This window comes from Stenotrophomonas sp. 107298_Sma (assembly GCF_056480345.1).
Genome location: NZ_CM151094.1, coordinates 1,324,798 through 1,351,455, shown reverse-complemented (window position 1 = coordinate 1,351,455; position 26,658 = coordinate 1,324,798). Strand labels below are relative to the sequence as shown.

General features: G+C 63.1%; 19 protein-coding genes and 1 tRNA gene. 4 read left to right on the top strand and 16 right to left on the bottom strand.

Going from position 1 to position 26,658, the window contains the following annotated elements:
* Window positions 1-16: 16 nt before the first annotated feature.
* Both ACZK2G_RS06350 and radA read right to left on the bottom strand, forming a co-directional pair.
* Window positions 17-1,873 carry an ATP-binding protein gene (locus ACZK2G_RS06350; protein ID WP_046983277.1) on the bottom strand — a complete coding sequence of 619 codons (1,857 nt, stop codon included), beginning with the start codon at window positions 1,871-1,873 and terminating at the stop codon, window positions 17-19.
* 153 nt (window positions 1,874-2,026) lie between these two features.
* Window positions 2,027-3,403, bottom strand: a complete 1,377-nt coding sequence (radA, locus tag ACZK2G_RS06345; RefSeq protein WP_046983278.1) for a DNA repair protein RadA — start codon at window positions 3,401-3,403, stop codon at window positions 2,027-2,029.
* 149 nt (window positions 3,404-3,552) lie between these two features.
* Between radA and ACZK2G_RS06340 the strand changes: the two genes are divergently transcribed.
* Window positions 3,553-5,610, top strand: a complete 2,058-nt coding sequence (locus ACZK2G_RS06340; RefSeq protein ID WP_295377574.1) for a putative bifunctional diguanylate cyclase/phosphodiesterase — start codon at window positions 3,553-3,555, stop codon at window positions 5,608-5,610.
* A 209-nt stretch (window positions 5,611-5,819) separates the two neighbouring features.
* On the opposite strand, the gene cyoD is transcribed toward ACZK2G_RS06340, so the two are convergent.
* The 4 genes from cyoD to cyoA are packed head-to-tail and all read right to left on the bottom strand — an operon-like array spanning window position 5,820 to window position 9,836.
* Window positions 5,820-6,161, bottom strand: a complete 342-nt coding sequence (gene cyoD / locus ACZK2G_RS06335; RefSeq protein ID WP_004148769.1) for a cytochrome o ubiquinol oxidase subunit IV — start codon at window positions 6,159-6,161, stop codon at window positions 5,820-5,822.
* Complete coding sequence (gene cyoC, locus ACZK2G_RS06330; RefSeq protein ID WP_012510428.1) at window positions 6,161-6,799, bottom strand: cytochrome o ubiquinol oxidase subunit III; 639 nt, start codon at window positions 6,797-6,799, stop codon at window positions 6,161-6,163. The genes cyoD and cyoC overlap by 1 nt, the downstream gene beginning before the upstream one ends.
* Window positions 6,796-8,793 (bottom strand): cytochrome o ubiquinol oxidase subunit I, encoded by a 1,998-nt coding sequence (cyoB, locus tag ACZK2G_RS06325; protein WP_012510427.1) that lies wholly within the window; start codon window positions 8,791-8,793, stop codon window positions 6,796-6,798. Before cyoB ends, cyoC begins: the two co-directional genes overlap by 4 nt.
* A 2-nt stretch (window positions 8,794-8,795) precedes the next feature.
* Window positions 8,796-9,836 (bottom strand): ubiquinol oxidase subunit II, encoded by a 1,041-nt coding sequence (gene cyoA, locus ACZK2G_RS06320; RefSeq protein ID WP_046983282.1) that lies wholly within the window; start codon window positions 9,834-9,836, stop codon window positions 8,796-8,798.
* Window positions 9,837-10,188: 352 nt separating this feature from the next.
* Here cyoA and ACZK2G_RS06315 point away from each other — a divergent pair, with 352 nt between their 5' ends.
* The 3 genes from ACZK2G_RS06315 to ACZK2G_RS06305 all read left to right on the top strand — a co-directional run bounded on the left by ACZK2G_RS06315 (window position 10,189) and on the right by ACZK2G_RS06305 (window position 12,016).
* A complete protein-coding gene (locus ACZK2G_RS06315) occupies window positions 10,189-10,821 on the top strand; it encodes a GyrI-like domain-containing protein (RefSeq protein WP_478474967.1) in 633 nt (210 codons plus the stop codon).
* A gap of 13 nt (window positions 10,822-10,834) precedes the next feature.
* Window positions 10,835-11,170 carry a hypothetical protein gene (locus ACZK2G_RS06310; protein ID WP_478474965.1) on the top strand — a complete coding sequence of 112 codons (336 nt, stop codon included), beginning with the start codon at window positions 10,835-10,837 and terminating at the stop codon, window positions 11,168-11,170.
* Between the two features lie 654 nt (window positions 11,171-11,824).
* Window positions 11,825-12,016, top strand: coding sequence for a hypothetical protein (locus ACZK2G_RS06305; protein ID WP_478474963.1), 192 nt, complete (start codon window positions 11,825-11,827; stop codon window positions 12,014-12,016).
* 306 nt (window positions 12,017-12,322) lie between these two features.
* Here ACZK2G_RS06305 and ACZK2G_RS06300 read toward each other — a convergent pair whose 3' ends face one another.
* From ACZK2G_RS06300 to ACZK2G_RS06255, 10 genes are all read right to left on the bottom strand, one after another.
* Window positions 12,323-12,862 (bottom strand): hypothetical protein, encoded by a 540-nt coding sequence (locus ACZK2G_RS06300; RefSeq protein WP_478474961.1) that lies wholly within the window; start codon window positions 12,860-12,862, stop codon window positions 12,323-12,325.
* Window positions 12,840-13,697: an RHS repeat-associated core domain-containing protein gene (locus ACZK2G_RS06295; protein ID WP_478474959.1), complete on the bottom strand. Its 858-nt coding sequence runs from the start codon at window positions 13,695-13,697 to the stop codon at window positions 12,840-12,842. The genes ACZK2G_RS06300 and ACZK2G_RS06295 overlap by 23 nt, the downstream gene beginning before the upstream one ends.
* A gap of 416 nt (window positions 13,698-14,113) precedes the next feature.
* Window positions 14,114-14,371: a hypothetical protein gene (locus tag ACZK2G_RS06290; RefSeq protein WP_046983285.1), complete on the bottom strand. Its 258-nt coding sequence runs from the start codon at window positions 14,369-14,371 to the stop codon at window positions 14,114-14,116.
* A gap of 1 nt (window position 14,372) precedes the next feature.
* Window positions 14,373-15,299 (bottom strand): RHS repeat-associated core domain-containing protein, encoded by a 927-nt coding sequence (locus ACZK2G_RS06285; protein WP_478474958.1) that lies wholly within the window; start codon window positions 15,297-15,299, stop codon window positions 14,373-14,375.
* A gap of 281 nt (window positions 15,300-15,580) precedes the next feature.
* Window positions 15,581-15,656 (bottom strand) — tRNA-Thr (locus tag ACZK2G_RS06280).
* Between the two features lie 177 nt (window positions 15,657-15,833).
* On the bottom strand, window positions 15,834-16,337 hold the full coding sequence (locus ACZK2G_RS06275; protein ID WP_428709278.1) for a hypothetical protein: 504 nt from the start codon (window positions 16,335-16,337) through the stop codon (window positions 15,834-15,836).
* A gap of 197 nt (window positions 16,338-16,534) precedes the next feature.
* Window positions 16,535-17,008, bottom strand: coding sequence for an RHS repeat-associated core domain-containing protein (locus ACZK2G_RS06270; protein ID WP_478474956.1), 474 nt, complete (start codon window positions 17,006-17,008; stop codon window positions 16,535-16,537).
* 22 nt (window positions 17,009-17,030) lie between these two features.
* On the bottom strand, window positions 17,031-22,418 hold the full coding sequence (locus ACZK2G_RS06265) for a hypothetical protein (protein ID WP_478474954.1): 5,388 nt from the start codon (window positions 22,416-22,418) through the stop codon (window positions 17,031-17,033).
* 221 nt (window positions 22,419-22,639) lie between these two features.
* Window positions 22,640-23,644, bottom strand: a complete 1,005-nt coding sequence (locus ACZK2G_RS06260) for a 2-hydroxyacid dehydrogenase (protein WP_478474953.1) — start codon at window positions 23,642-23,644, stop codon at window positions 22,640-22,642.
* 98 nt (window positions 23,645-23,742) lie between these two features.
* Window positions 23,743-26,616: an autotransporter outer membrane beta-barrel domain-containing protein gene (locus tag ACZK2G_RS06255; protein WP_478474952.1), complete on the bottom strand. Its 2,874-nt coding sequence runs from the start codon at window positions 26,614-26,616 to the stop codon at window positions 23,743-23,745.
* Window positions 26,617-26,658 lie beyond the last annotated feature (42 nt).

Below are 26,658 nucleotides of genomic sequence, written 5' to 3'. Positions count from 1 at the left end.
TGAGAAGGGGTGGTGCTCAACGCAGCATCTGCTGCAGGGCACCGGCAATATCGGCGAAGGCGCCATTGAGATCCGGGCCCGGCGTGGCAGCCGTGCGGGCCAGCGGACGGCCCTGCGCGGCGACGATGATCTTCAGCGAACGCAACAGGCGTGCAGCGGCTTCGGCCTGCGGATGTCCGTCGCGCTGGGCGCGCAGCAGGGCCTGCACCGCCGGGTTGTCGAGATTGAGGTACAGCCGCGACGGCGCGCGCGATTCGATGCGCGCGGTGAACTGCCGGGCCAGGCGCAGCGCCGCCATTGAAACGCGCTTGTCGTTCTCGTCGTCTTCCAGGCGCTGCTTCAGCTCGGCCTCGCGGTCGGGCACCACCACTACCGGCAGCGCCTCCGGGCTGAAGCGTGCCGGCAGCAGCTGTTCACCATCGCCCAGCTGCTCGCGCAGCCACGCCAGCTGCGTCTCATCAAGGCTGTCATCGGTACGGAACAGCGCGCGATTGCCCTGCTCGGTGCCGAGTTCGACCAGACGCAGGCCCTTGGCCTGGGCCCAGCGCCGCAGGAACGGCACCACCGCATAGCGATGGCCGTGCGCCACCGGTACGCCCATCGCGCGGAACAGCATTTCCTCGAAGCCGCCGCCGTTGTCGAGGATGACGTGCACCGCGCCACGTGCCGGCAACGCGCTGGCCGGCAGGTCGCCCTGCGAGGTCGGCACGCGAACATGCTCCAGCAGCAGTTCGAACAGGCGGTCATCACACAGCGCCGCGCCCAGCAGTGCCTCGTTGTGGCGGCTCAGCACGCGCCGCCAGGCTTCCGGCTGTTGCCGTGCGACGTCGGCCAGGCCATCGATCAGCGCTTCCAGCAATGCATGCTGCACGGCGCGGTACTGGTCGTCACGCTGCAGGTCCTCGCGACTGGCAGTGGGCGTCAGCCGCGAGGATTCGATCACACCGCCGATGAAGCCGGCCCACGGCGGCAGCAGGTCGCGCGCATCGTCGTCCAGCAGCATCCCGCGCACGAACACCGACAGGTTGCGGTTGTCACTGGTGCCGTAAGTGGCACCGTCCTGTACCCACAACATGCCTGTGGCATCGCTGTCGCCATCGGCACGCAACGGCACAGTCACGATGGGCTCGAAATCATGCTCGAAGCGCGCCGCAAACTGCAGCGCCTGGCGCCGCGCCTGCACCGGATGCACGGCGACCTCTCCCTGGCCGCGCCAGGGCGGCGGCTCAGGGTTGAGCGCCTCGGCCCCGGCACCGATGAAAATCGGCTCGGACAGCAGCGCGCAATAGCGGCCCAGCACCTCGTGCAAGCGCGCTTCGTTGGCCAGTGGCAGGAAATCCGGATGCAGCTCCAGCTCCACCTCGGTGCCAACCGCACGCGCAGGCATTTCACTGACGGTGTACTGCTCGGCGTTGCTGGACACGTATAGGTGCCCCAGCTCCGGCGTCTGGTACGAGGTGGTGCGCACGCTGACCCGGCGTGCCAGCACGAACGCCGACAGGAAGCCGAGGCCGAACATGCCGATCAGGCCTTCATCGTCCTCGCCGCCTTGGCGCAGGCCACGGGTGTAGCCAACGCCGACGGTGGCCAGGTAATCATGGATCTCCTGGCGGGTCAGGCCGGCGCCGGTATCGCTGATGCGCAGCACGCCAGCGGCGGCATCGACCTGCACCGAAATGCGCGAGGGCACCTCGACGCCAGGCTGTTCAATGCGACGGCGGATGATCGAGTCGTGCGCGTTCTGCACCAGCTCGCGCAGCGCCACCACCGGGGTGGAATACAGGTGCTTGCCCAGCACCGTCATCAGTCCATTGAGATCGACCCCGGCGCGACGGATTTCGGCGTTGGGGGCGGTGAGTGCGGTGTCCTGCATGTAATCGGTTACTCCTGGGCACGGAAAGACGCCAGAGGGCGCCTTCGTCGAGCGGGAAAAACTAGCACAGGGAGGCTGACCGTTGCCGTGTTTGAGGTCGTATTCCAGATCCGCGCCGGTAGCGCCGGGCATGGTCCGGCGCTACCGGCGCGGTCACGCCGCGTCGATGGCCTCGGACAGGCGCTCCACTGCGATCACTTCCATGCCCTTCACCGAACCACCCTTCGGCGCATTGGCCTTGGGCACGATGGCGCGCTTGAAACCATGGGTGGCGGCTTCGCGCAGGCGGTCCTCGCCGTTGGGCACCGGGCGGATCTCGCCGGACAGGCCGACTTCGCCAAAAGCAATCGTCTTTTCCGCCAGCGGGCGGTCCTGCAGCGAGGACAGAACCGCCAGCAGCACCGGCAGATCGGCCGCGGTTTCCTGCACGCGGATGCCACCCACGACATTCACGAACACGTCCTGGTCGCCGACCAGCACGCCGCCGTGGCGATGCAGTACCGCCAGCAGCATCGCCAGGCGGTTCTGCTCCAGGCCGACCGCGACACGGCGCGGGTTCGACAGCGGCGAGGCATCGACCAGCGCCTGTACTTCCACCAGCAGCGGCCGCGTGCCCTCGCGGGTGACCATGACGCAACTGCCCGGCTGGTGGGTACTGCCACCAGACAGGAAGATCGCCGACGGGTTGGAGACCTCCTTCAGGCCCTTGTCGCCCATCGCGAACACGCCCAGCTCGTTGACCGCACCGAAGCGGTTCTTGAACGCGCGCAGCAGGCGGAAGCGGCTGCCGCTCTCGCCTTCGAAGTACAGCACGGCATCGACCATGTGCTCGAGCACGCGCGGGCCGGCGATGCCGCCCTCCTTGGTCACGTGGCCGACCAGGAACACGGCGGTGCCGGTCTCCTTGGCGAAGCGCACCAGACGCGCCGCGCTCTCGCGGACCTGGCTGACCGAACCCGGCGCGGCGGTCAGGCTCTCGGTCCACAGGGTCTGCACCGAGTCGGCCACGATCAGCCGCGGGCCGGCCTTGGACGCATGCTGCAGGATCGATTCGACCCCGGTCTCGGCCAGCGCGTTGACGCCGTCCAGCGGCAGTTCCAGGCGATGCGCGCGGCCGGCTACCTGGGCCAGCGATTCCTCGCCGGTGACGTACAGCACCGGCAGCACGGCCGCCATCTTAGCCACCGCCTGCAGCAGCAGGGTCGATTTGCCGATGCCCGGGTCGCCACCGACCAGCACCACCGCGCCCTCGACCAGGCCACCACCCAGCACGCGATCGAACTCGCCGATGCCGGTCGAGACCCGGCGATGCTCGGTCTGCTCGACGTCCTTCAGCGCGGTGATCTTCGGTGGGTCGATCTTGCCGGCCCAGCCGGCCCGGCGCGAGGCCGGCGCCTTGGCCGCCGCCGCGCTTTCCAGCACGATTTCCGACAGCGAGTTCCAGGCGTTGCACTCGGTGCACTGGCCCTGCCACTTGCTGAATTCGGCGCCGCATTCATTGCAGACGTAGGCGGTGCGGGCTTTAGCCATCGGATGATTTCCAGCAACGGGAACAGGCGTGGCAGGATAGCCGAGCCGGGTCGCAGCTGCTGCGACCGCTCAAGTCCCGCCCACCTGCGCCGATAGGGGTCGCGGGCGTGCGCCTTGCGGGCGCCCCTCCCTCCCCCACTGGATCCGACATGACTGGCAGTTACAGTCAGAGCCTGGTCACCATCTCCCTGCTGGTGGCCATTCTTGCTTCGTACACGGCGCTGGACATGGCCGGCCGGCTGGCCACGGCCGAAGGCCGCGTGGCGCGCTGGTGGCTGGCCGGTGGCGCGGCGGCGATGGGCCTGGGCATCTGGTCGATGCACTTCATCGGCATGCTCGCCTTCGACCTGCCGATCCCGGTCGGCTACGACCTCGGCATCACCCTGTACTCGCTGGCAGTGTCGATCGGTGCTTCGGCCTATGCACTATGGCTGGTGTCGCGGCCCAGCCTGCCCTGGCGACGGTTGCTGGCCGGGGCGGTGCTGATGGGGCTGGGCATCGCCACCATGCACTACCTGGGCATGGCCGCCATGCGCATGCAGCCGGGTATCGAATATCACCCAGGCTGGTTCGCCGCCTCCATTGCGGTGGCCATCGGTGCCGCAGGTGCGGCGCTGTGGATCGCGTTCCGGCTGCGGGCCGAGCAGCGCAACACGCTGCGCCTGCGCGCCCTGGCCTCGCTGGTGATGGGGCTGGCCATCGTTGGCATGCATTACACCGGCATGGCCGCCGCACGTTTCCCTGAAGGCAGCATCTGCGGCGCGGTCGGCAGTGGCGGCATCGACACCCGCTGGCTGGCGGTGCTGGTGATCGTCACCACCGTGGCCACGCTGGGCATCGCTCTGGTCGCCTCGCTGTTCGACCGGCAGATGCGCGTGCGCACCGGCCTGCTGGCCGATTCGCTGGCGCACGCCAACAACAAGCTGATCCAGGCCGCCCTGCATGACCCGTTGACCCAGCTGCCGAACCGCATGCTGCTGCAGGACCGCATCGAGCAGGCCATCGAGAAGGCGCACCGTCGTGGCCGCGCGGTGGCGGTGATGTTCTGCGACCTGGACGGCTTCAAGGCGGTCAACGATGCCTACGGCCACCAATTGGGCGACCGCCTGCTGGTGGCGGTGGCACAGCGCATCGGCGGCCTGCTGCGGCCGCAGGACACCTTCGCCCGCCTCGGCGGCGACGAGTTCGTGATCGTGCTGGCCATCGATATCCCGGACGACGCGGTGGTGGTGGCCGAACGCATCATTGCCGCCGCCGGCGAGCCGTTCACGCTGGATGCGGCCGAACTGCAGGTCAGCGCCAGTCTCGGCATCGCCCTGTACCCGGACGATGCCAGCAACGAGCGCGAGCTGATGGCGCATGCCGATGCGGCGATGTACCACACCAAGGAAACCGGCCGTAACGGCTATACCTTCTTCACCCCGTCGATGCAGCTCAGTGCCAACCGCCAGCTGCGCCTGCTGCAGGACCTGCGCAAGGCGATCGCGCGTGACGAGCTGCTGCTGCACTACCAGCCGAAGTTCCCGGCCGCTGGCGCACCGGCTACCGGCGCCGAGGCCCTGCTGCGCTGGCAGCACCCGGAACTGGGCCTGCTGGCGCCCGATGTGTTCATTCCCATCGCCGAGCGCAGCGGCCTGATCCTGCCGATCGGCGACTGGGTACTGGACCGCGCCTGTGCGCAGCTGCGTGCATGGCACGAGGCCGGGCATACGGAATGGTCGATGGCGGTGAACCTGTCGCCGCTGCAGTTCGCCTCGCCGGCGCTGCTGGACAGCGTGCGCGAGGTGCTGCAACGGCACCGGATCGAACCGGCGCGGCTGACCCTGGAAATTACCGAGACCACGGCGATGAAGGATGTCGACGCCAGCCTGGCGATCCTCAACGATCTGACCGCGATGGGCGTGCATATCGCCATCGACGATTTCGGCACCGGCTACTCCAGCCTGCTGTACCTGAAGCGGATGCCGGCCACCGAACTCAAGATCGACCGTGCGTTCGTGCACGACCTGGAGCGCAACGACGAAGACGCCGCCATCGTGTCGTCGATCATCGCGCTGGGCCGCACCCTGCAGTTGCAGGTGGTGGCCGAAGGCGTGGAGACGCAGGCACAGCGTGAGTACCTGAGCGAACTGGGCTGCGACCAGTTGCAGGGCTACCACCTGGGGCGGCCGATGGAAGCGGACGAGTTCCTGCGCCGGGTGGGTTGAGCCGGCGGTTCATCCACGCATGCCGTGGATCTACGGGTAGTGCCGGCCGCTGGCCGGCTTCCCGCAATTGCCGGCCAGCGGCCGGCACTACCACCACACACCTGCCATGCCCGGCGGCATTGATGCGTCGCCGGGCATCACCCGGCGCTACCAGTAAACAAAAAGGCCGCCCGAGGGCGGCCTTTCTGCGTGGCAACGTCGCGAAGACGTCAGTGCATCATGTGCACGTTCATGTTGTGCATGACCCACAGGGTACCGACCACGATGATGCCGATCACCACCACGGTGAAGGCCGCAGCGTTGACGTTCCAGCGGCTTTCCGAAGAGCGGTCCAGGTGCAGGAAGAACACCAGGTGGACCAGCATCTGCAGTACCGCGGTGATCGCGATCACCACACCGTTGACGGTGCGCGAGAAGTCGCCCGACATCACCATCCAGAACGGGATGACGGTCAGCACCACCGCCAGCACGAAGCCGATCAGGTACGACTTCACGCTGCCATGGCTTTCGCCGCCGGCGGCATGGTCGTGTGCATGGTTGTCATGTGCCATTACAGCGCTCCATTGAGGTAGACGACGGAGAACACGCCGATCCAGATCAGGTCCAGGAAGTGCCAGAACAGGCTCAGGCACGCCATGCGGGTCTTGTTGGTCGGGGTCAGGCCGTACTTCTTCAGCTGCACGAACATCACCAGCAGCCACAGCAGGCCGGCGCTGACGTGCAGACCGTGGGTACCGACCAGGGCGAAGAACGCCGACAGGAAGGCACTACGGTCCGGACCATAGCCCTGATGGATCAGGTGCTGGAATTCCCACACTTCCATGCACATGAAGCCGAAGCCCAGCAGCCAGGTGATGCCCAGCCACAGGTACATCTGCCCCATCTGCTTGCGGTGCATGGCAATCATGCCCAGGCCGAAGGTCAGCGAGGAGGTCAGCAGCAGCGCGGTTTCCCATGCCACGAACGGCAGTTCGAACAGGTCCTTCGCGGTGGGGCCGCCATCGGTGCCGCCGGCCAGCACCACGTAGGTGGCGAACAGCGAGGCGAAGATGAGGCAGTCGCTCATCAGGTACACCCAGAAACCGAAGACGGTGTTGCCGCCGGTGTCGTGGTGCTCGTGGTCGTCATGGCCATGGGCCGCCGCTTGCGCGGCGTGCCCGTGGCTCAGGGTCGAGGTATTGGTGCTCATGCCTTCAGCTCCGACTTCACCAGGCCCTGGGATTCCAGGTGCTTGCGGTGTTCGTTCTCGATGCGTTCCACCTCGGCGGCCGGGACCCAGTAGTCCACGTCCTGGTCGAAGGTGCGGTAGATGAACGTGGCGATCATGCCGACGAAGCCGACGATGGCCAGCCACCAGATGTGCCAGATCATCGCGAAGCCGAACACCAGGCTGAAGGCACCGATGACAACGCCCGTGCCGGTGTTGCGCGGCATGTGGATGTCGGTGTACTTGGCCGGCTTCGGCCAGGCTTCACCACGCTGCTTGCGCTCCCAGAAATCGTCCAGCTCGGTGACTTCCGGCAGGCTGCCGAAGTTGTAGAAGGCCGGCGGCGAAGAGGTTTCCCACTCCAGCGTACGGGCATCCCACGGGTCGCCGGTCAGGTCGGCGGTCTTCTTGCGGTCGCGGATCGACACGGCCACCTGGATGATCTGGCACAGGATGCCGGCACCCACGATGAAGGCACCTGCGGCAGCCACCAGCAGCAGCGGCTCGTAGGCCGGGTTGACCGTGCTCTGCAGACGACGGGTCATGCCCATGAAGCCCAGCACGTACATCGGCATGAAGGTCACGTAGAAGCCGATGAACCAGCACCAGAACGCGCACTTGCCCCAGAACTCATTGAGGCGGAAGCCGAACATCTTCGGCCACCAGTAGGTGATGCCGGCGAACATGCCGAACACCACGCCGCCGATGATGACGTTGTGGAAGTGGGCGATCAGGAACAGGCTGTTGTGCAGCACGAAGTCGATGGCCGGGATCGCCAGCATCACGCCGGTCATGCCGCCGATGGTGAAGGTGACCATGAAGCCGATGGTCCACAGCACGGGCGTGGTGAACTGCACGCGACCGCGGAACATGGTGAACAGCCAGTTGAAGATCTTCACGCCGGTCGGAATCGAAATGATCATCGTCGTGATGCCGAAGAAGGCATTGACGTTGGCACCCGAACCCATGGTGAAGAAGTGGTGCAGCCACACGATGAACGACAGCACGCCGATGCAGGCGGTGGCGTAGACCATGCCCTTGTAGCCGAACAGCGCCTTGCGCGAGAAGGTCGCGATGACTTCGGAGAACACACCGAACGCCGGCAGCACCAGGATATAGACTTCCGGGTGACCCCAGATCCAGATCAGGTTGATGTACAGCATGGCGTTGCCGCCACCGTCATTGGTGAAGAAGTGCGTACCCAGGTAACGGTCCAGGGTCAGCAGCACCAGGGTGATGGTCAGCACCGGGAAAGCCGCGACGATCAGCACGTTGGTCACCAGGGCGGTCCAGGTGAACACCGGCATCTGCATCAGCTTCATGCTGGGGGTACGCATCTTCAGGATGGTGATGAAGAAGTTGATACCGCTCAGCGTGGTACCCAGGCCTGCGACCTGTAGACCCCAGATGTAGTAGTCCATGCCGACGCTTGGACTGTATTCGATGCCCGACAGTGGTGGGAACGCCAGCCAGCCGGTGGCGGCGAACTCACCGATCCACAGCGACAGCATGATCAGCACCGCGCCGGACACGAACAGCCAGAAGCTGAGCGAGTTGACGAACGGGAACGCGACGTCGCGCGCACCGATCTGCAGCGGCACGGCCAGGTTCATCAGGCCGGTGATCAGCGGCATCGCCACGAAGAAGATCATGATCACGCCGTGGGCGGTGAAGATCTGATCGTAGTGGTGCGGCGGCAGGTAACCCTCGGACCCGCCGACGGCAAGGGCCTGCTGGGTACGCATCATGATCGCGTCGGAGAAACCGCGCAGCAGCATGACGAAGGCGACGATGAGGTACATCACGCCGATCTTCTTGTGATCCACCGAGGTGAACCACTCCTTCCACAGATAGCCCCACAGCTTGAACTTGGTGATCAGGGCCATCACGCCCAGGCCACCCAGTACTGCGCCGATCAACGTCGTCAGGACGATCGGATCGTGGGGGATCGACTCAATAGAGAGTTTTCCCAACATGTTCATTCTCCCGAGCCCGCGTGGCCGGCATGGCCTGCGTGTTCGTGTTCGTTGGCATCCAGGTTTTCACCCGATTCCTTGGAATCATGTGCATCACTGGGGGCATGGCCCTCGTGCGCTTCATGGCTGGCGGCATCGGCAGCGGCGGCACCGGCGTGCGAGTGCTTCATGCCGTAATGCTTGTTGTCGCCCATGTGCTTGGCGAGGACCCAGTCGAACAGGCCTTCTTCGGTCTTGCCGAAGTAGGTGACCGGATACCACTCGGCGTTGCGCGCATCACCCAGGGCCTTGAACGAAGCCTTGTCCAGGGTCTGATCGCCGGCGCGGACCTGGTCCAGCCACTGGCGGTATTCGGCATCGGTAACCGAGTAGGCGGTGAAGTGCATCTTGGCGAAGCCCGCGCCACTGTAGTGCGAGGACATGCCCGGGAATTCACCGGTCTCATTGGCGATCAGATGGAGCTTGGTCTCCATCGCAGCCATCGAGTAGATCATGCTGCCCAGGTGCGGGATGAAGAAGGCATTCATCACCGTATCGGACGTGATCTTGAAGTTCAGCGGCGTGTTGACCGGGAACTTGATTTCGTTGACGACCGCCACCTTCTCTTCCGGATAGATGAACAGCCACTTCCAGTCCAGCGAGATCGCCTCGATGGTGACCGGCTTGACGTCCGATTCCAGCGGCTTGTACGGGTCCAGCGCGTGCGACGAACGCCAGGTCAGGACCGCCAGCACCAGCACGATCATGCAGGGAATGGACCACACCACCACCTCGATCGCCGTCGAGTGGGACCACTTCGGCTCGTAGCGGGCCTTGGTGTTGGAGGCGCGATACTTCCACGCGAAGGTCAGGGTCATGATGATGACCGGGATGACGACCAGCAGCATGAGCACGGTAGCCGTGATCAGCAGGGTCTTCTCATCCTGGCCGATCTGGCCCTTCGGACTGAGGATGGCCACGGCATCGCAGCCGGTGAGCATCACCAGCAACGACAGCAGCAGGCCCGGGCGCAACCAGCGCCCAAGGGTTTTCAACGGAATCATCGGTCGATCCAATTGCGAGGGAATGCCGTTCCCCGTCCTGCCTGTTCCGGCCAAAGCCGGTCCCACCTGTCCGGAAGACAGGCAGGGAGGTGGGGTCGAGTCAGCCTTTCAATTTTAGGCCGTCACGCACCATTTAAGAAAGGCATTGACAATGATCGAGCGCAGGAAAGGCCTGATTCTGACTGCGACACGTTGTCGCACTGCGTGGCATGGCGGGCAGAACGCCCGAGCGCAGCATCCTGGCACCGGGCGATGGCGGGGGCTCCGACCGGGTTCGGCAAAGTCGACTGAACCTGTTCAGGCATGTTTGCCGGGGCATGGACATGGGATGCTCCACGCAGGAGGAAGGCCCATGGACAAGATCGACTTCAAGCGACGCGATCGCGCGCTGTACCAGCCCCCGGCGGGCCGCTTCGTGACGGTGAACGTACCGCCGCTGCCCTACCTGATGGTCGACGGCCACGGCGACCCGAACACCGCCCCGGCCTACCTGCAGGCGGTGCAGTGGCTGTACGCGGTGAGCTATGCGCTGAAGTTCGCGTTGAAAGCCGACGGACAGGACTACGTGGTGCCGCCCTTGGAAGCGCTGTGGACGGCCGAGGATCCCGCCAGCTTCGTGGCACGCCGCAAGGATGAGTGGGTGTGGACGGTAATGATCCGTACGCCGGAGGGGATCAGTCCAGAGCAGCTGGAGGCTGTCCTCGGCAAGGCGCGGAAGAAGCTGGGTGAGGCGCCGGCCAGCCTTCGCCATGAAACGCTCGAGGAAGGTCTCTGCCTGCAGACCCTGCATGTGGGTGCCTACGATGACGAAGGGCCGATCCTGGCGCATCTTCATGACGAGCTGATGCCTGCTCTGGGATATGCCTTTGCCGGCCCCCATCACGAGATCTACCTGAGCGACCCGCGCAGGACCGAAGCCGCTCGGCTGAAGACCGTGCTGCGGCAGCCGGTGCGCTTGCGCCCTGGTGAGGGCTCACGCCCATGACACAAGGAACGCCATGCGCCTGATTGCCAGACTGCTGCACTGGACCACCCTGCCCGCTGGGCGCCGCGTGATGGCCGTGCTCGGTACGGTGCTGGTGATCGTGCTGGCCTGCAATCCGGATCTGCTGCCGTTGTTGCCGGTGGTGGATGCGCTGGGGCTGGATGTGCTGGCGCTGTTGCTGGGTGCACAGGTGATGGCGATGCTGCCTTGGCTGCGGGAGGCTGGCGTGCGATCGGCGCGCGTGTTGCGTCGGTTGCTGCTGGGTGTGCTGGCCGGTGCAGCGGGCGGGTATCTGCGGCAGCTCGCGTGGTGGTTGGCGCGGGATGCGGTGATTGTGGGGCGTGGATAAGGTCGCCCCGCTACCGGTGCCGCGGCCACCGACGATCTCCCAGACGCACAAACGAAAAGCCCCGACCAGGGTCGGGGCTTTTCATACAACTGGTGCCGGAAACAGGAGTCGAACCTGCATTTCATCTCAGTCCCGGGTCTGTCGGTCCAGCGATATTTCCGGTTCCGACCATCCTGTCCAGACTCTCCTCAAATACCTCACCATCTTCAATGTAGAGCTGAACTTCGTGGTCGGATGATAGCCGGATGTCCAGTACCCATACTTGCGGCGCGCCAGCAAGCGCATCGCACAGATCACCTGTAGACACCTCTAACGGCCTGTTCACCATCCGCTCTCGAAGATGACCCAAGGTCGCTTTTGACTTCGCTCCCGAAGGGACATCCAAATGCGATAGCAGCCAAATATCACTCGTGCTGAAGCTCTCTCTTAACGCCTCAACTACCCTGTCTCCCGTGATTGGAAAGTCCCAAGCGTTTACGGTCATGACTATCCGCCTCCGTTAAGCGGCCGCGCGGGTCCGCGTGAAGGAGTGCCCCCGGTAGCACTCGGCTCGTAAGGATGTTCGTGCGGGTTCGTATGACTGCCCGGCCGGCCGTGGTCAGTAAAATCAATAGTCTTTACCCATTGAGGGGTGCCTCCGCAATCAGGGACGCAGTGAAGGTCGCGACCGGCGATATTTTTCTCAGCGAGTCCGAAGTGTCCAGCCTCTCAACCGAACAGAGAAAGACGCTAAGCGGACTCTGGCACAGGATGAATTCCCTGGCGGACAAGGCCATCAAAGTGGACAACCTCGTTCAGCTCACTGGGCGCGTTGCGACCTTTCTTGAGAACCTTGCGAACGATTGATCGTCATAGGCGGGGCCAGCACTGAATGGTTCGCCTAAGTCGCAACGAAGCCGGATCATCAGCACTAGCGAAGCAAAGGTACGGACACGAACCATCCGCAACCAGCGACAATGAAGCCGGGCCAGCCCCCCGCTCGGCGCAAACCTCTCTCCAATCAACGGGTTCCAACGCCCCCCAACAAAAAAAGCCCCGACCAAGACCGGGGCTTTTCTACAACTGGCGCCGGAAACAGGAGTCGAACCTGCGACCTACGCATTGTCGGGCGGCAGACATGACTGAGACGATTGGGCATACCCAGTGAAAGAGTCAGCCCACCTCTTCAATCGATACGTAGACGTAGTCATTTGCCGGAAATTGCCACGAACAGGGGGCTACATCTCCCGGCAAAGTCAAGAGCAGTGCACCCGGCACGTCCACCGCAACGACTGAGAGGATACGGTCATCAGAGAAGCGCAGGCGAATACCAGAGTCAACGATCAATCCAGCACGTTGCCAACGAACGACTTCAACACACGTAACGTCAAGTGCTTCCGAAAGCTCTAGATTGACCCACTCACATTCCGATTCAGTCAGAGCACTCGACAAGATCTCAACATTAATGGTTCCAAATTCGTCCCATCCATGAACAACGGTACTGGACGATGTCACTTCAAGAGACACATTGGAATCAAAGCTAAAGACTACTTGCCAAGCTAGGTTCGCCGTCTGCGTAGAGGGAAACCTGCAAGCCAGAAGCCGACGCCCCTGGAGCAGCTGAGCCACTTCACTCGGCTTCGCACCATTCCACTGCATCGGCAAATAACGCGTGCCGTCCGGAAGTACTTCAATCGTAGTGTAGGGTTTCATGTGGCTTGTCACCATTTGCCGGGATGTCGATACTCTTGCCGCCCGAGCTGTTCGTCTGGCGACCAAAGACGCCATTCTCTCCGATCTGTGCTCCAGGAGGAGCGCTGTCCCCGCGAACCGCGGGCCTTGTTTCTCCGGCGAGAGTCTTGAGGTCTTCGTCGTAGTTCCCGGTGCCACCGAACTCCGGCTTCAGATTGCCACTTGTATGCCGCGTGCCGTTCTTATTCGACCCTGCCAAGGGGCTGCTCTGATCACCTACCAGATCCACTGGCAATGCCGGTGGCTTCGTGCCACTGGGGGCTGCTATAGAGCCGGACGGATCAGCCGACTCATTTCGTTGAACCGTATCGATCAGGTTTGAAAGCAACCGACCGCCGTAGGCCACAGTTAGAATGACAGGAAGAGCTAGAGCATCGGCTATGGTATTGACCTCACCAGCACACCGCTTTTCATCGCACGTGACGGCCCGTCCATCAGGATCGGTGAATTTGTAAGGATTCCCGTTGGCATACCGGTACCGATTGAACTGCTCAACCGGTTTCTGATACGCCGTCACCGGATCAACCGACAGGAACACGCCCAACTGCGGATCCATGTACCGCTGCTGCATGTAACTCAGACCAGTGGCCGAGTCGCTCACATGCCCGGTATACCCCGGTCCATCCGTGACCGGACCACCCACCACGGCACCGTAGGGCTCGTAGTCATAGCGCTTGATTACGTTGCCGCTGGCATCGCTCTCGGCCACAACCGAGCCCAAAGCGTCCGTGTGGATGTAGGTGACCGTCGTCTGAGCAACTACGACTGGCGACAGGCCAAGGCCGATCAGCAGCACGCAGCACAGCCAAGCACCTATGGCGCCAAGCTGGCGAATTCGATCTTCAAATCCCCTAAAGCAGGTAGACACGCTGCCTGCAGCTCCCCCAAACCTGCGCATCCTTCCAATCCCTGAAAGAGCCTTGAAGCAAGGCTGGTATTCATGGCACAGGAATGGCCAGCTGCGGTTTCCGGGTCAGGAACAGTGCTAGGAGCTAGGCTCCTGAGAAGCCGGGGGGGGCAGCAGGCCGCGAGGTTCGGGAATCGCGGGCTGCTAGCCATGGGCTGGCACTACTGGGGGGCCGGCCAGCGGCCAGCACTACCAGAGCACAAAAAAAGCCCCAACTAGAGGCCGGGGCTTTTCATTGCAACTGGTGCCGGAAACAGGAGTCGAACCTGCGACCCAGCCGCCTACGACTCCAAATAAACCATTGCCTAGTCGCTGGACGCATCAGTCTGATTAGCGATAGCGCCAACGAAATCGATGATCTCTTCGATCTCGACGCCTCGTTGATTAGGCTCATCGTCAGATCCCAAACCGGTCTCCGAAAACTCTTGCACTAATGCATCGATCAGCGACTCGCGGTCCTGTTTGACAAGGTGCTTGATGCCCTCTTCAGGCAAGTGAAGGCTGTGCTTCGCTGCGATTTCAACCAACAGAGAATGCAGACGGGACGAGATAGACCGTTTCATTTCACTTCACCTTCGGGTCTCTCAACCCATCGCTGCTTCTTGGAATGGCAGTTATGACCTTCCCCTCACCATTCAGGACTACCTTCGCATCTTTCCCGGTGTAAGCAGTCCTGCCACCGACCTGCTCGGCGACCTTCGCAGGGTCTTTTACCGCCGATAGTATGGCCTTTGCAGAAACACCTCTGCCACCATCGCGGGAGATCGCCTGATTCAACCCATGCTTCGTGTACCCGGTGATCTTTCCCGCCACCGCGCCAGAGGTGCCCGTGACACCAGCAGCTCCTGCACCAATTTCGGCTGCCGTGGCAACTGCTCCTGGATTTGCCATTGCGACCAGACCTACCTCGGCCAGCACTGGAGCGGCCAGAACTGCTGTCAGTGCAGCGCCAATTGCCGGCCCGAGTCTGTCGCTTGGATTTTTGGGCGGTGGAGTAATCGGCTGCCCATTCGTGGCGTCGTTGACTACCTTGAAGGCTGCACCACTCTCCCGCCCGTCTGGATCCGTGAACCTGTACGGATTCCCGTTCGCGTACCGATAGCGATTGAACTGCCCAACCGGTTGCTCATACGCCGTCACAGGATCCACCGACAGGAACACACCCAGCTGCGGATCCATGTACCGCTGCTGCATGTAGCTCAGCCCGGTGGCCGCATCGCTCACATGCCCGGTATACCCCGGTCCGTCCGTGACCTGACCACCTACCACGGCGCCGTAGGGCTCGTAGTCATAGCGCTTGATCACGTTGCCGTTGGCATCGCTTTCAGCCTCGACCGAGCCCAACGCGTCCGTGTGGATGTACGTGACCGTCGTCTGGGCAACTGCGGCTGGCGACACGCCAAGGCCGATCAGCAGCACGCAGCACAGCCAAGCGCCTAAGGCACCCAGCTTGTGAATTTGATCTTCAACTCCCCTGAAGCTGGTCGACACACCGCCTGCAGTTCCCCCGAACCTGCGCATCCTTCCAATCCCTGAAAGTGCCTTGAAGCAAGGCCGTGTATTCATAGCACAGGAATGGCCGGGTGCGGTTTCCAGATCGGGAACAGGGCGCGGCGCTAAGCGCCTGGGAAGCCGGGCTGGCCGCGAGATTCGGAAATTAGGGGCTGCCAGCCATGGGCTGCCACTACTGGGGCCGGCATTCCGCCGGGCATGGCCCGGCGCTACCAAAGCACAAAAAAAGCCCCGGCCTAGGCCGGGGCTTTTCATGCAACTGGTGCCGGAAACAGGAGTCGAACCTGCGACCTACGCATTACGAATGCGCCGCTCTACCAACTGAGCTATTCCGGCCAAGCTGGTCATTGTAGTAGGTGCCTGGCACTTTGGTCAATCGCCAGAAGGCGATGCCATGGGGATCTACTGCCCTTCAAGACTTCTGCGGCGATCGAGCCGAACGCCGGCAACGCTCCCGAACCCGCAAACCGAACAGGTGCCGACCGCGCGCTGCACAAGGTGCTCCAACGAACATCAGCGTTGACCTTCAGAGGATACGTCCTCGTGGATCACCACTGGATCCTCCCTTTCCAAAGGGACGACCGGATCTGCAACGCTGAGGCCGCGCATGACGCCAAACCACGGAGCAATCGGGTCATCCGTCAGATGAAACACAGCCCTCAGGCGCACAGTTTTGTACCATTTGCCACTCAACAGAGATAGATCTCCCTCGAGAGCGACGGCGTTGACCACTACGTCATTGAGATATGACTGCTCATCTGGATAGAGCAACGCCACTCCACTTCTCGGCGCCAGATACCCGACAAGCCCAACCTGTCGACCAGCAGCGGACGCCGGATTCAACATAAGCCGCTGGAAACTTGAGTCACATCTCTGAGAATTTTTCACCCTGTAGTAGCAGGCATCCAATTTTGCTGAATCCTGCCCGGCATCATCTGTGCGCCTGCTACATGCAGGCACCGCAGCCAACATCGCGCACACAGCTACTACACCGATCATCAAGCCATGGTTCTTCATATTACTTCCCAATCTGCAACACAGGTGAAGACTCACTACTGAACTCAAATACACCATTAGGGGTTGTAAGGAAATGAGGAACACCAGGTGTAGTCCGATACCAGTTCACATCGCCTGGACTGAAGGGCGAATGGCTTCCTCCGTGGTCCCTCACGAGAGGATGCCCGTGAATAGAGCTTTCGCCACCGGTGGGAGCATTAACCGAACAGTCTATTCCCGACTAAAACATGTGAGGCACCACCACATACGCGCGAGTCAGTTCTCATCGCACTTCGTCCATCTGGGTCAACGAATCGATAAGGGCTTCCGTTCCCATAACGGTATCTATTGAACTGCACCACGGGAGCTTCGTAGGCAGTCACAGGATCCACACTCAGAAACATACCCAGCCCTGGATCCATGTACCGCTGCTGCATGTAGCTCAAGCCCGTCGAAGCATCACTTACATGACCGGTATAACCAGGCCCGTCAGCAACCGGCGTTCCGACCACCGCGCCATACGGCTCATAGACAGTCCGACGGATCACGTTGCCTGCCGCGTCAGTCTCAGCAACCGGCGACCCCAACGCATCGGTATGGATGTAGGTAACCGTTTCCGCAGCAACCTGATTGAACAGCCCACACAGAATCAGTGCAGCACCGGCAGCGGCTCGAACCAGCAGCGTCTTCATTCCTGCGTTCATGGCATCCACCTCAGTTCGACCAGGCCGAGCACGCCTGCGCATTGCAGGCACGCACCTTGTAGCCACCCTGGCAGCGCGTATCGAGGTCATACCCGATGCCTTCCGCCCTATAGGTCGCGCCCCCACTGCTTGAACGCATGTTGTAGTAGGTGGCACCTGGCGACGCGTTCCAGATGACCGAACAGATGTTGGGGCCGCTCTTCAGGATCTTCACACCCGTCGGCACCGGCGGTGCACTGGAAATCGCAACCAAGCCAGCAGCAGTACTGGCGCTGCAACCCGCCGGATTGCAGGAACGCCCGCGGTAGTAGAAGTTGCCGCCAGCGCCCTTGGTCAAGGAAACCGTCCGGTCCCCTGCAATCAGCGACCAGTTGGCGCCGTCAGTGCTCTCGTCGATTTCATAGCGCGTCGCGTCTGCCACTTCCAACAGGGAGATCGAGTACGCCGCGCCGATTCCCACCCCATCGGACACGCGCAGAACGGGGGTGGCCGGAGGCCCAATCACGCGCACGCCCGCAACTGCTGACCACGGCCCGCAACCGGCAACGTTGCAACCGCGCACCTGGTAGTCCCACTGGCCGGGCCAGCGACCACTACGGGCCACCGAGGTCGCGCCGTCGTCCTGCGCGAGGCCGAAGCCGCCACCATTGAGTTGTTCCATCAGCTGATAGCGTGTTGCAGTAGGAATTGCCGCCCACCCCATGCTCACGGTGGAGCTGTAGCTTGTACCGCCAAGGTTGATCCCTGTCGCCTGGACAGGCGGCAATGTCACCAGGATGGCACCTGTGGAACTCGCCGCACTGCACCCCGCGTCATTGCATGCGAAGGCGCGGTAGACATAACTGCCGGCAATTCGCCCGCTGATGGCCAGCTGACTGCCGCTGATCCGGTTGATCTCAGTCCATGCCCCTCCATTGAACTGCTCTTCGATGCGGTAGCTGCTGGCCTGGGCCACGCTCGACAGCGAGAGGATATAGCTGCCGTTGTAGCTTGCAGCAGGTACTGACAACGTCGGCACGGAAGGCGCGTACAGCGCCGTAATCGTCGCTTCGGCCGAGTAGGCCCCGCACCCCTGTGGATTGCACGCTTTGACCCGATAGCGATAGGCGCCCGCCGCCTTGCCGGTTACTTGATAGGTGCGGCCAGAACCATCAAAGGCCACGTTCCAGCCCGCGCCTACGGCTTCTTCAAGCACATAGCGAGCCGCACCCTGCACCACCGACCAGCTCAGCGAGTAGGTTCCGTTGACACCTTGTCCTGGTGCCGTGATCACGGGTGCAGCCGTGGGTGCAAGCTCCACCTGGATGGAGGCTTCCACGCCCCACGCGCCACAGACAGTGCCATTGCAGGCACGCCCTCGGTAGCGATACGCACCGGAGCTGCGCCCGGTCAACGCTACCGTCAACGCCGCTCCCTGATAGACGGTCTGCCACGCTCCCGTCACTGACTCCTGTACTTCGTAGCGCTGTGCACCTGCGACGGCAGTCCATTGCACGGCAAACGCACCGTTGCCGCTGTATCCCGGAACAGTCACCACCAGCGCCGCAGGAGCAATATCCACCGCACGCTTGGCAACTAGGCTGCCGTTGAGCTGGACATAGTCAAATCCCTTGGCCTGGCGCTGATCGTGCTGGTAGCGCAGCACGCCATCCTGTCCATAGAACGAGCGGATGTTGCCATTGGACGCACTGGCCAGGGTGCGACGTCCATGCGCGTCGTACTGATAGGCCTCCTTGCCATCGACCTCGCGCAGGCGATTGCCATAGTCGAAACGGAACGCCACGCCATTGCGCACCTTCAGGTTGCCCTGTGCGTCATACCCGAGCCCGGTCACGGTCGCACCACTGGCGACATCCCGCACGTTCGTCAACCGATTGTTGAAGTCGTACTCGAAGGCCTGCCGCCTTGCGCCCACATTGGCGGCGACGATGTTGTCCAGAACATTGTAGGCATAGCTTGCGTTCCCGAAGCTGGCAGCTGTCACGGCGGTCAGACGATCCAGACCGTCGTAGCGCATGTCGCGGTTTCCCGGAGCTGCTGGCAAGCCGTCGCTGATGGCCGCCACATTGCCATTGGCATCGTAATCGTAGCCATCATCGATGACCTTGCCGCCCGCGCTGCTATCCGTGCTCCTGTCGGGGAGGCCGCGCGCATTCTGCGTCATCTGATGGGCGACGCCGTTGCCATAGGTGAAGCCGCTCATGCCACCGTTCGCGTAGTAGCGCACGTTGGTGGCGTAGGTTCCGGCCCGTGTTGGTTGCCCCAGCGCATTCGGGCTGTAGCTGATCGTCAGGCCAGACGGCTGCACATGGGTGGCCAGGGCACCGTTCGCATCGTAGCCGTAGCCCAGTGCCCATACTTCGCCGCCGTCATACAGCACGCTCTCGGAGGTGGGCAGCCCGCGCAGGTTGTAGCTGTACTCATTGATGGTGCTGGCACCGTTGTTGCGGGTCTGCACGCGCTTCACTTTCCCACCCGGCCAATAACTCCAGTCCTGATCACCCTGGCCATCGGAGAAGCGCAACGTCACCAGGCGGTTCATGCTGTCGTAGCCACGGTCAGCCCGCGAAGGTGACGCATAGGCGCCTTCGCTCTCGCATTGGGGGCCCAGCAGCGCGAGGCCCGAGGCAGACCACAGCAGATTGCCTGCCGCGTCGTAGCCCATGCCGGTTGCACCGGTCTCGGGCTCCATGCTCTTGCACAGCCGCTGGGCGCCGTCATAGACATACTGTCGACGCACACTGATGCTGCCATCGCCATTGCGCCGCAGGATCGACAGCGGCTTGCCCAGCGTGTCGCGCTGGATTTCCGTCACCACGCCCTCGGCGTGGAGAATCCGGATGGGCGTGTCCTGGGCAGGCTTGCCATACATCAGATAGTCGGTGGTGGTGGCAATGCCGCGCGGATTGGTCACCCTTACGCTGCCTCCGCCAAGCTGCTCCGTCGTGGTGACCAGGCGGCCGAGCTCGCTGTCCTGCTCACTGCGGACAGGGCGACCAAGTGCGTCATAACCGGTGTAGGTGCCGGGCAGCGCCGAACGGAAGTCGGATGCCGCGCGCGTGGGATAGGAGGTGAAGATCGGCCGCCCATTGCTGTCATAGCGGGTCACTGTCTGGCGCAGGGTACCGCCGCGGTCCGCGGCGTCGAACGACTCTTCCAGCACCGGTCGCCACAGCCCGTCGTAGTACGTTACCGCGCGTGCATTGCCGGTACTGGACTCGCGTTTCCAGTGTCCTGCTTCCAGCCCGATCTCCGCGCCAGGCACCTGGAAGAACCGGGTAGTTGAAGGATTCCAGGCAACGCTGTCATTGGCAGCCTGGGTCGCCTGTACGATCCGTCCCATCCCGTCGTAATCGAAACTCCGGCTGGCCCCATTGGGCTCCACCGCCGTGCGCACCCAGCCGTTGTCATCGACCTGCAGCGAGGCACTGCTGCCGTCGGGGAAGGCAACACTCTGCGGCAAGCCCCGCTTCCAACTGCCAAGCGCAATGGCATTGCCCTTGCCGTCTGCCACGGAGGCGAGCGTTCCATCCGGGTGATACCCCAGTGTCTGCTGCAGCACGCCGAAGGCATAGGTCCGCTGCGGGCGTGCCAACGAGTCGAAGTCTGTACGTTCGGTCTCGATCTCAGCGCCACCGACGGTCTGCGTGCTGCGCGCGATCTGACCGAGGATCCAGCGACCGGTATCGTCGAAGTACGTGGTCCTCAGCGTCCTCGCGCGTCCCAGCGAATTGCTTTCGGTCTGCACGACCGGCCGAACATGCGCATCGAACTGATCGGTCGTGTTGATGAAGTTGACGCCATCCTGGCTGAGGACGGACTGCTTCACAGGGCGGATCTTGTTGGCGAAGGGGTCATCGGCCGCCGTCAGCGAACCATAGCTGTCAGGGAACGGCCCTCCTTGGACCTCAGCCGAACTCATGTAGGTGTTGGTGGTGACCTGGACGATCTGGCCATTGGGCGCGCGAATCGCCTCCTGCAACAACTGCCCCTCGTTCTCGTCGAACTTTCGTCCAAACACACTGTGGCGACGCGTCCCGTCCGGCTCCACGATCGTCGACACTGCGGAGTTGGCCAGACCCGAGTCGTATCCCCCAGACTCGTATGTCCAGGTCAGATTGCCCAACCCGGGCCCCGTCAGCGTCTTGCTGGTGATCGCGAAGAGGTCGAACGCATTGGAGGCACGCTGTGCGTAGCGCCCACCGCCCATGTCTGCGCAGGCCGTACTTTTTACACCCAGCCGGGTACGGCGCACATACTTGAACTCGAATTGTCCACGCGTTCCCGCTGGGTGGTTCGCGATCAAGGTAAACGCAGACTGCTCGAACATGGGCTTGGTACAGAGCTTGGGCTCTCCGTCCCAGCTCTGATACTCCGGATTCAGCCCCCCGAATCCGCCGTCCTGCCAGCTGTATTCGTAGCCGAATCGCGCGCCATCCGGCTGCTGTACAGCGCGCAGTGCAGGCCAACGCGCAAACCCCATTGCATTGTTGCCGTCGTTGTACTCGTAGCTCCAGGTCCGGCCATTGGCCGTCGCGCTGGCAATGCGGTCCCCGGCATAGGCGATGGAGATGGCGCGACCATCACTGCCGCGAATGCCAACCAGCTTGTCGCCCGAATAGTCATAGGCGACCCAGTTGCCATGGCGATCCTCAACCCGGCTGGCCATGAGCAGCACGCGCACCAGCTGCGAACCGACGCCTTGACCCAGCTCCATGAAGCCGGCCTTTCGCTCAATGCCCACATTGAAGAAGTACCGGTTTCCCGAGGCGTCCACACCCAGGAAGCCCTCCCCTGGATAACCGTTGGCCGTCGACGCCAGGCAGCTTAGGCGCATGTTGCCCCGAGTACCCCAGCGATAGGTTTCGCCATTGGTGGGCTTGGGGTTGGACGCGTTGGCGATCAGCAGCATCTCCTGCTCGCCCTGGTCGGGGACACGTACCTGCACGCCGGTCCAGATCTCGAAGGTGCCTACGCCGGTACGTGTCTTAGGGTAGAACGACTGCGAGCAACGCTGGGTAGCGCCGTTGCCCGACTCGTTCCATTTCCAGATGGAATCGAAGGTCGCATGCATGAAAGGGACTTCGATATCCCAGCTGCCGAATCCCCCCAATGGCTGCCGGTCCTTGAAGGACTGCACAGCGAGGCGACGCTGCAATCGCACCGGCAGCGCGTTGTTTCCTGGCAGGTCAATGTCGGTAACGACAAATTCTGTCGATCCGGAGCTCGGGCTGATGCTGTCCCCGAACAGGCTCGAGGTCAGCGGCGCCAGCCCTTCACCCGTCTTGATCCTCTTGTAGTACTCGGTATGTGGCGTCACCGGGCTGCTCGCCCAGCTCCACCCCGATGACATGACCAATGCCGCGCCCAACAACGCCTGCCACTGCCAGATACGCATGGAACGTCCCTTTGTCCAAATGCGTCGGCAATCACCAGACGTCCGGCAAGCCACCGACGTGTGCTGGCGTCATGTTCCGGCCGAAAAGCAGCTGCGCCGTCCCTTGCGCCCCCTGTACCACCGAGAAGCACAGCCTCCCTTCACGACAGCTTCATACGATATTCACCCAAAGTAAATACCCCTGATGAGCGCTTGGACGGGGTCCGTGTCCACAGCGTTGCCTAGCCGGCTGCCACCCGGTTCGCACACACCCGCCCCGCCGCGAAATCCCGCAGATTCCCCAGCGTGATCGCCGAGATCTCCTGCAGCGCCTCTACGGTGAAGAAGCCCTGGTGGCCGGTCACCAGCACGTTGGGGAAGGTCATCAACCGCTGGAAGGCCTCGTCGTCGATGATCTCTCCGGACAGGTCCTGGAAGAACAGCGCGCTCTCCTGCTCGTACACATCGATGGCCAGATGACCCAGCCGACGCAACTTCAGCGCGCGGATCACCGCATGGGTATCGACCAGCCCGCCGCGCGAGGTATTGACCAGCATCGCGCCCGGCTTCATCCGCACCAGTGAGGTGTCGTTGATCAGATGCTGGGTGTCCGGTGTCAAAGGGCAATGCAGCGACACAATGTCTGCGCGGGCCAGCAGTTCATCCATGCCTACCATCTCGCCCACATCCGCAAAGCCTGCCGACGGATACGGGTCGTGGCCCAGCACGGTGCAGCCCATGCCCTTGAAAATGCGCGCGGTGGCCAAGCCTATCTTGCCGGTGCCGACGATGCCGACCGTGCGGCCATGCAGGGTGCGCCCAAGCAGGCCATCCAGCATGAAATTGCCCTCGCGCACGCGGTTGTAGGCGCGGTGGGTCTGACGGTTGAGGGTCATCACCAGTGCCAGTGCATGCACGGCCACCGCTTCTGGCGAATAGGCCGGCACGCGGGCAACAAACAGGCCAAGCGCCTTTGCCGCTGCAAGATCCACATTGTTGAAGCCCGCGCAGCGCAGCAGCACTGCCCGCACACCCACTGCATGCAGGGCGTACAGCGTCGGTGCATCAAGTCGATCATTGACGAACACACAGACCGCCGCGCAATCCTGGGCCAGAGCAGCTGTAAGCACATCCAAGGCCGCATCGAAGTAGACAAACACGAAGCCTTCTCCAGCGGCGTCGCGCTGGTTGGCTTCCTCAAGGAAACGACGATCGTAAGGGCGGGCGCTGAAGACGGCGATCTGCATGGAAGAGCCTGTGTGGGATGCCACGCCGACCATACCGCAGCAACGCGCCTTCTGGGGACGGCACCGGCGATGTCCACATCGCCGGTGCCGTGTACCGCTTAGAACTTGTAGCCCAGCCCCAGCATCACGCCATTCTGGATCTGCCCGTCGCGGCGCTCGCCTACATAATCGGCCATGATCGAGAGACGCTCGCTGGCCCGGCTGGTCACACCCAGGTTCCAAGCCAGCACCTGCTCGCCCACGGCCTGGCTGCTGGCACCGAACACCAGATCCGGTGCAGCGGCGAAACCGGTGCTGTAACGGGCCTGCGAGTCGCCCAGTTCCTTCTGCCAGACCACGCGGGCGCGCGGCGTGATGCGCTCGCCGTTGTTGCCCTCGAAGGTCTTGAACAGCTGCAGGCCTGCGCCCACGCGGATGCTCTCCAGGCTGCCGCTGCGCCCCACCAAGGCACCCGCGCCCTGGCCTTCATTGAAGCGGGTGGCCGAGGTACGCGCGTAGTCCACCACCGGCAGCAACGGCTGGATCACCAGTCCCTTGCCGGTGGTGAAGGAGAACGCGTGCTCCGCCCGTGCGGAGATCGCATCGTTGCTGTACCTGGCGCGCAGTGGCTGCTGCAGGCCATCGATACCGCCGATGCTGCGGCGGGTATCGTGGCGCAGGTCGGTGTAGCGCACCGCTGCCGACAGGTAGCCCCGCGAGTAGGTCGCATCCAGGTAGCCGCCCACGTCCAGCGCGCGCACATCGCCGGTGAACCCGGCGCCGTCACTGGCCTTGGTCGACATGTCGGCCGCTGCCACGCTGACGCCGAGGGTAACGCGGTCATCGGCCACGCGGGTGTCGGCACCGATCACGATGCCGCCGATGTTGTGGCTGAGCCCCGCCACGCCACCGTCGGCATCGATGCGGCCATGGCTGGCGAAACCGCGGGCCCAGATGCCATGGTTGCGGCCAGCATCACCGCTGCCCGCAGCGCTGCCCGACGCCGGCTCGACCAGATGCATGGCGAGCTGGTTGAACAGGCTGCCATGGCGCATGCCCGGTTGAGATGAGACCGACTGCGCAACCTGCGAGGCCAGGCCGTCGGCATCACCGCCGCTGCGTAGTGCCGACTGGTGCTGCTGCACGACGTTGCCGATGCTGCCCACCAGCGCAGTGTCGGCCAGGCGCAGGCTGGCGTGCGCATCACCGCGCAGGGCTCCGGCCTGCTGTGCGATTACGTCGCGATCAGCGAACTGCAGTGCACCGAGCAGCGACTTCAGGCCTTTGTCCTGGCGATCGGAGGCGGTTGCCAATGCGCGGCCCAAGCCATCGCCCGAAGTGCCGTTGGCGAACAGCCCCACCTGGTCGAAGCCGGGGTTGGCGGTCAACCACAGACCATCGGCGGTCTGCTTCACATTGAAGCTCAACAGCGAGTTGTGGCGCGGGCGGAACACATCACCACCAGTGATGCTGGCACTGTAGCCGGTATCCCCCAAGCGCACGGCTTCTTCGAAACCACCTTGGTAGATCGGTCCTTCCACCAGATCGCGACGGAAGTCCTGGCCGTAGTAGCCCTGTGCCACGTTCAGTTCGAGGAAGGCGCCCTTGGAGATCACCAGCGCGCCGTCGGTCTGTTCGTCATCGAAGAAGGTGTCCACGCGCAGGCGGCCAGTGGCCGTGCCGCCGCCCTCGGTCACATCGAACAGCACCTTGCCGCCCGGCATGATATTGACGTAACCATGGGTGACCAGATCGCCACCGCGCGGCATCAGTGTGCCGAACACGCGCAGGCGATTGAAGCCGTCTTCACGGTAGGAAGGGCCAGTGCCTTCGCCCAGTGCATTGAGATCCATCGCCGTGCCGGCAACGTCGCCGTGGCCAACCAGCATGCCAGCCCCGAGCACGCGCACTTCCGAGGCGCGCAGGGCACCGCCTTCCAGGGCGATGGTGCCGTTGTCCACCAGCATGAAGTCCGCACCCGTGGTAGCGGACGTGCGCCAGGTGGCGCCATTGGTCACGCGGATCACACCCATGGCGTTGTCCAGCGTAGAGGCATCCAGATCCGCCAGACGCAGTTTGGACAGCAGCAGGTCCTGGATATCCGGGTCATTCAGGTAACCCTGCACCGACAGCGGGCCGATGCCCTGCGGACCGCGGCTCGAGGCGTTGTAGATGCTCTGCGCAAGGTTGATGTAGGTGGATTGCCAGTCGGTATTCCAGCGCGCGAAATCATCATCGACGAAGGCCTGCAGCTGGCGTCCGGTACGCAGGTAGCCTGGATTGATATCGCCGCTCACGTTCGCGCTCACATTCAACGTGTCGCCCGGATCGCGGTACCCGTTGGCGGTGATGATCCTGTTGCTGTAGATGTCCTGGCCCGGGAATGATTCCAGCTTGCTGCCGCTGCCATCCGGATCAAAGGTGATGGAGGCCCCCGTGCTGCGGGCTGGATCGCGGAACACCAGCAGCCCGTTCGGCTGTACCACTTCATACATGGCCTTGTGCAGCAGGCCGGCATCCATGCCGCCGCCATAGTTGCCGGTGTAGATCTGGGTCATGCGCGGCGACGGCGTGTAGATCACCTTGCCACCGCTGCTGGCCGCGTGGATCTGCACCGAGTCGATGATCGGCAGGTCGCCGGCCAGATAGCGCTCGACACCACCGGACTGCATGATCGAGCAGGATGAAATGCAGTTGCCGGACACGATGGTGTTGAGGCCGGAGGTGCGGATCACTCCCTGCAGCCACTCGCCGGCGATCAACGCGCCACCATTGGAGGTGCGCAATACCACTTCGCGGATCGGCCGGCCTTCGGCCTGCGCTTTGGCCAGCAGTGCCGGCAGGGACACCACGTCGGCGTAGGTCACATCGCCACTCAGGAAGATGCGATCGCCCAGCACGTGATAATTCATTGCCATGACGTCATCAGCCACGGACATGGTGGCGACACCCATCAGCCCGGCCAGGGCCAGGCTCAACTTCGAATACTTCATGTGTTCTCTCTCCACCCGCAACACGCGGGTAGAACGATCAAC

Excerpts from the sequence above, each read along its gene's own strand:
- cyoD (WP_004148769.1), bottom strand. The coding sequence starts at position 6,161 with ATGGCACATGACAACCATGCACACGACCATGCCGCCGGCGGCGAAAGC.
- ACZK2G_RS06270 (WP_478474956.1), bottom strand. The coding sequence starts at position 17,008 with ATGAAGACGCTGCTGGTTCGAGCCGCTGCCGGTGCTGCACTGATTCTG.
- ACZK2G_RS06340 (WP_295377574.1), top strand. The coding sequence starts at position 3,553 with ATGACTGGCAGTTACAGTCAGAGCCTGGTCACCATCTCCCTGCTGGTG.
- ACZK2G_RS06290 (WP_046983285.1), bottom strand. The coding sequence starts at position 14,371 with ATGAAACGGTCTATCTCGTCCCGTCTGCATTCTCTGTTGGTTGAAATC.
- ACZK2G_RS06350 (WP_046983277.1), bottom strand. The coding sequence starts at position 1,873 with ATGCAGGACACCGCACTCACCGCCCCCAACGCCGAAATCCGTCGCGCC.
- cyoC (WP_012510428.1), bottom strand. The coding sequence starts at position 6,799 with ATGAGCACCAATACCTCGACCCTGAGCCACGGGCACGCCGCGCAAGCG.
- ACZK2G_RS06315 (WP_478474967.1), top strand. The coding sequence starts at position 10,189 with ATGGACAAGATCGACTTCAAGCGACGCGATCGCGCGCTGTACCAGCCC.
- ACZK2G_RS06255 (WP_478474952.1), bottom strand. The coding sequence starts at position 26,616 with ATGAAGTATTCGAAGTTGAGCCTGGCCCTGGCCGGGCTGATGGGTGTC.
- ACZK2G_RS06265 (WP_478474954.1), bottom strand. The coding sequence starts at position 22,418 with ATGCGTATCTGGCAGTGGCAGGCGTTGTTGGGCGCGGCATTGGTCATG.
- cyoA (WP_046983282.1), bottom strand. The coding sequence starts at position 9,836 with ATGATTCCGTTGAAAACCCTTGGGCGCTGGTTGCGCCCGGGCCTGCTG.
- cyoB (WP_012510427.1), bottom strand. The coding sequence starts at position 8,793 with ATGTTGGGAAAACTCTCTATTGAGTCGATCCCCCACGATCCGATCGTC.
- ACZK2G_RS06260 (WP_478474953.1), bottom strand. The coding sequence starts at position 23,644 with ATGCAGATCGCCGTCTTCAGCGCCCGCCCTTACGATCGTCGTTTCCTT.
- radA (WP_046983278.1), bottom strand. The coding sequence starts at position 3,403 with ATGGCTAAAGCCCGCACCGCCTACGTCTGCAATGAATGCGGCGCCGAA.
- ACZK2G_RS06275 (WP_428709278.1), bottom strand. The coding sequence starts at position 16,337 with ATGAAGAACCATGGCTTGATGATCGGTGTAGTAGCTGTGTGCGCGATG.
- ACZK2G_RS06300 (WP_478474961.1), bottom strand. The coding sequence starts at position 12,862 with ATGAAACCCTACACTACGATTGAAGTACTTCCGGACGGCACGCGTTAT.
- ACZK2G_RS06310 (WP_478474965.1), top strand. The coding sequence starts at position 10,835 with ATGCGCCTGATTGCCAGACTGCTGCACTGGACCACCCTGCCCGCTGGG.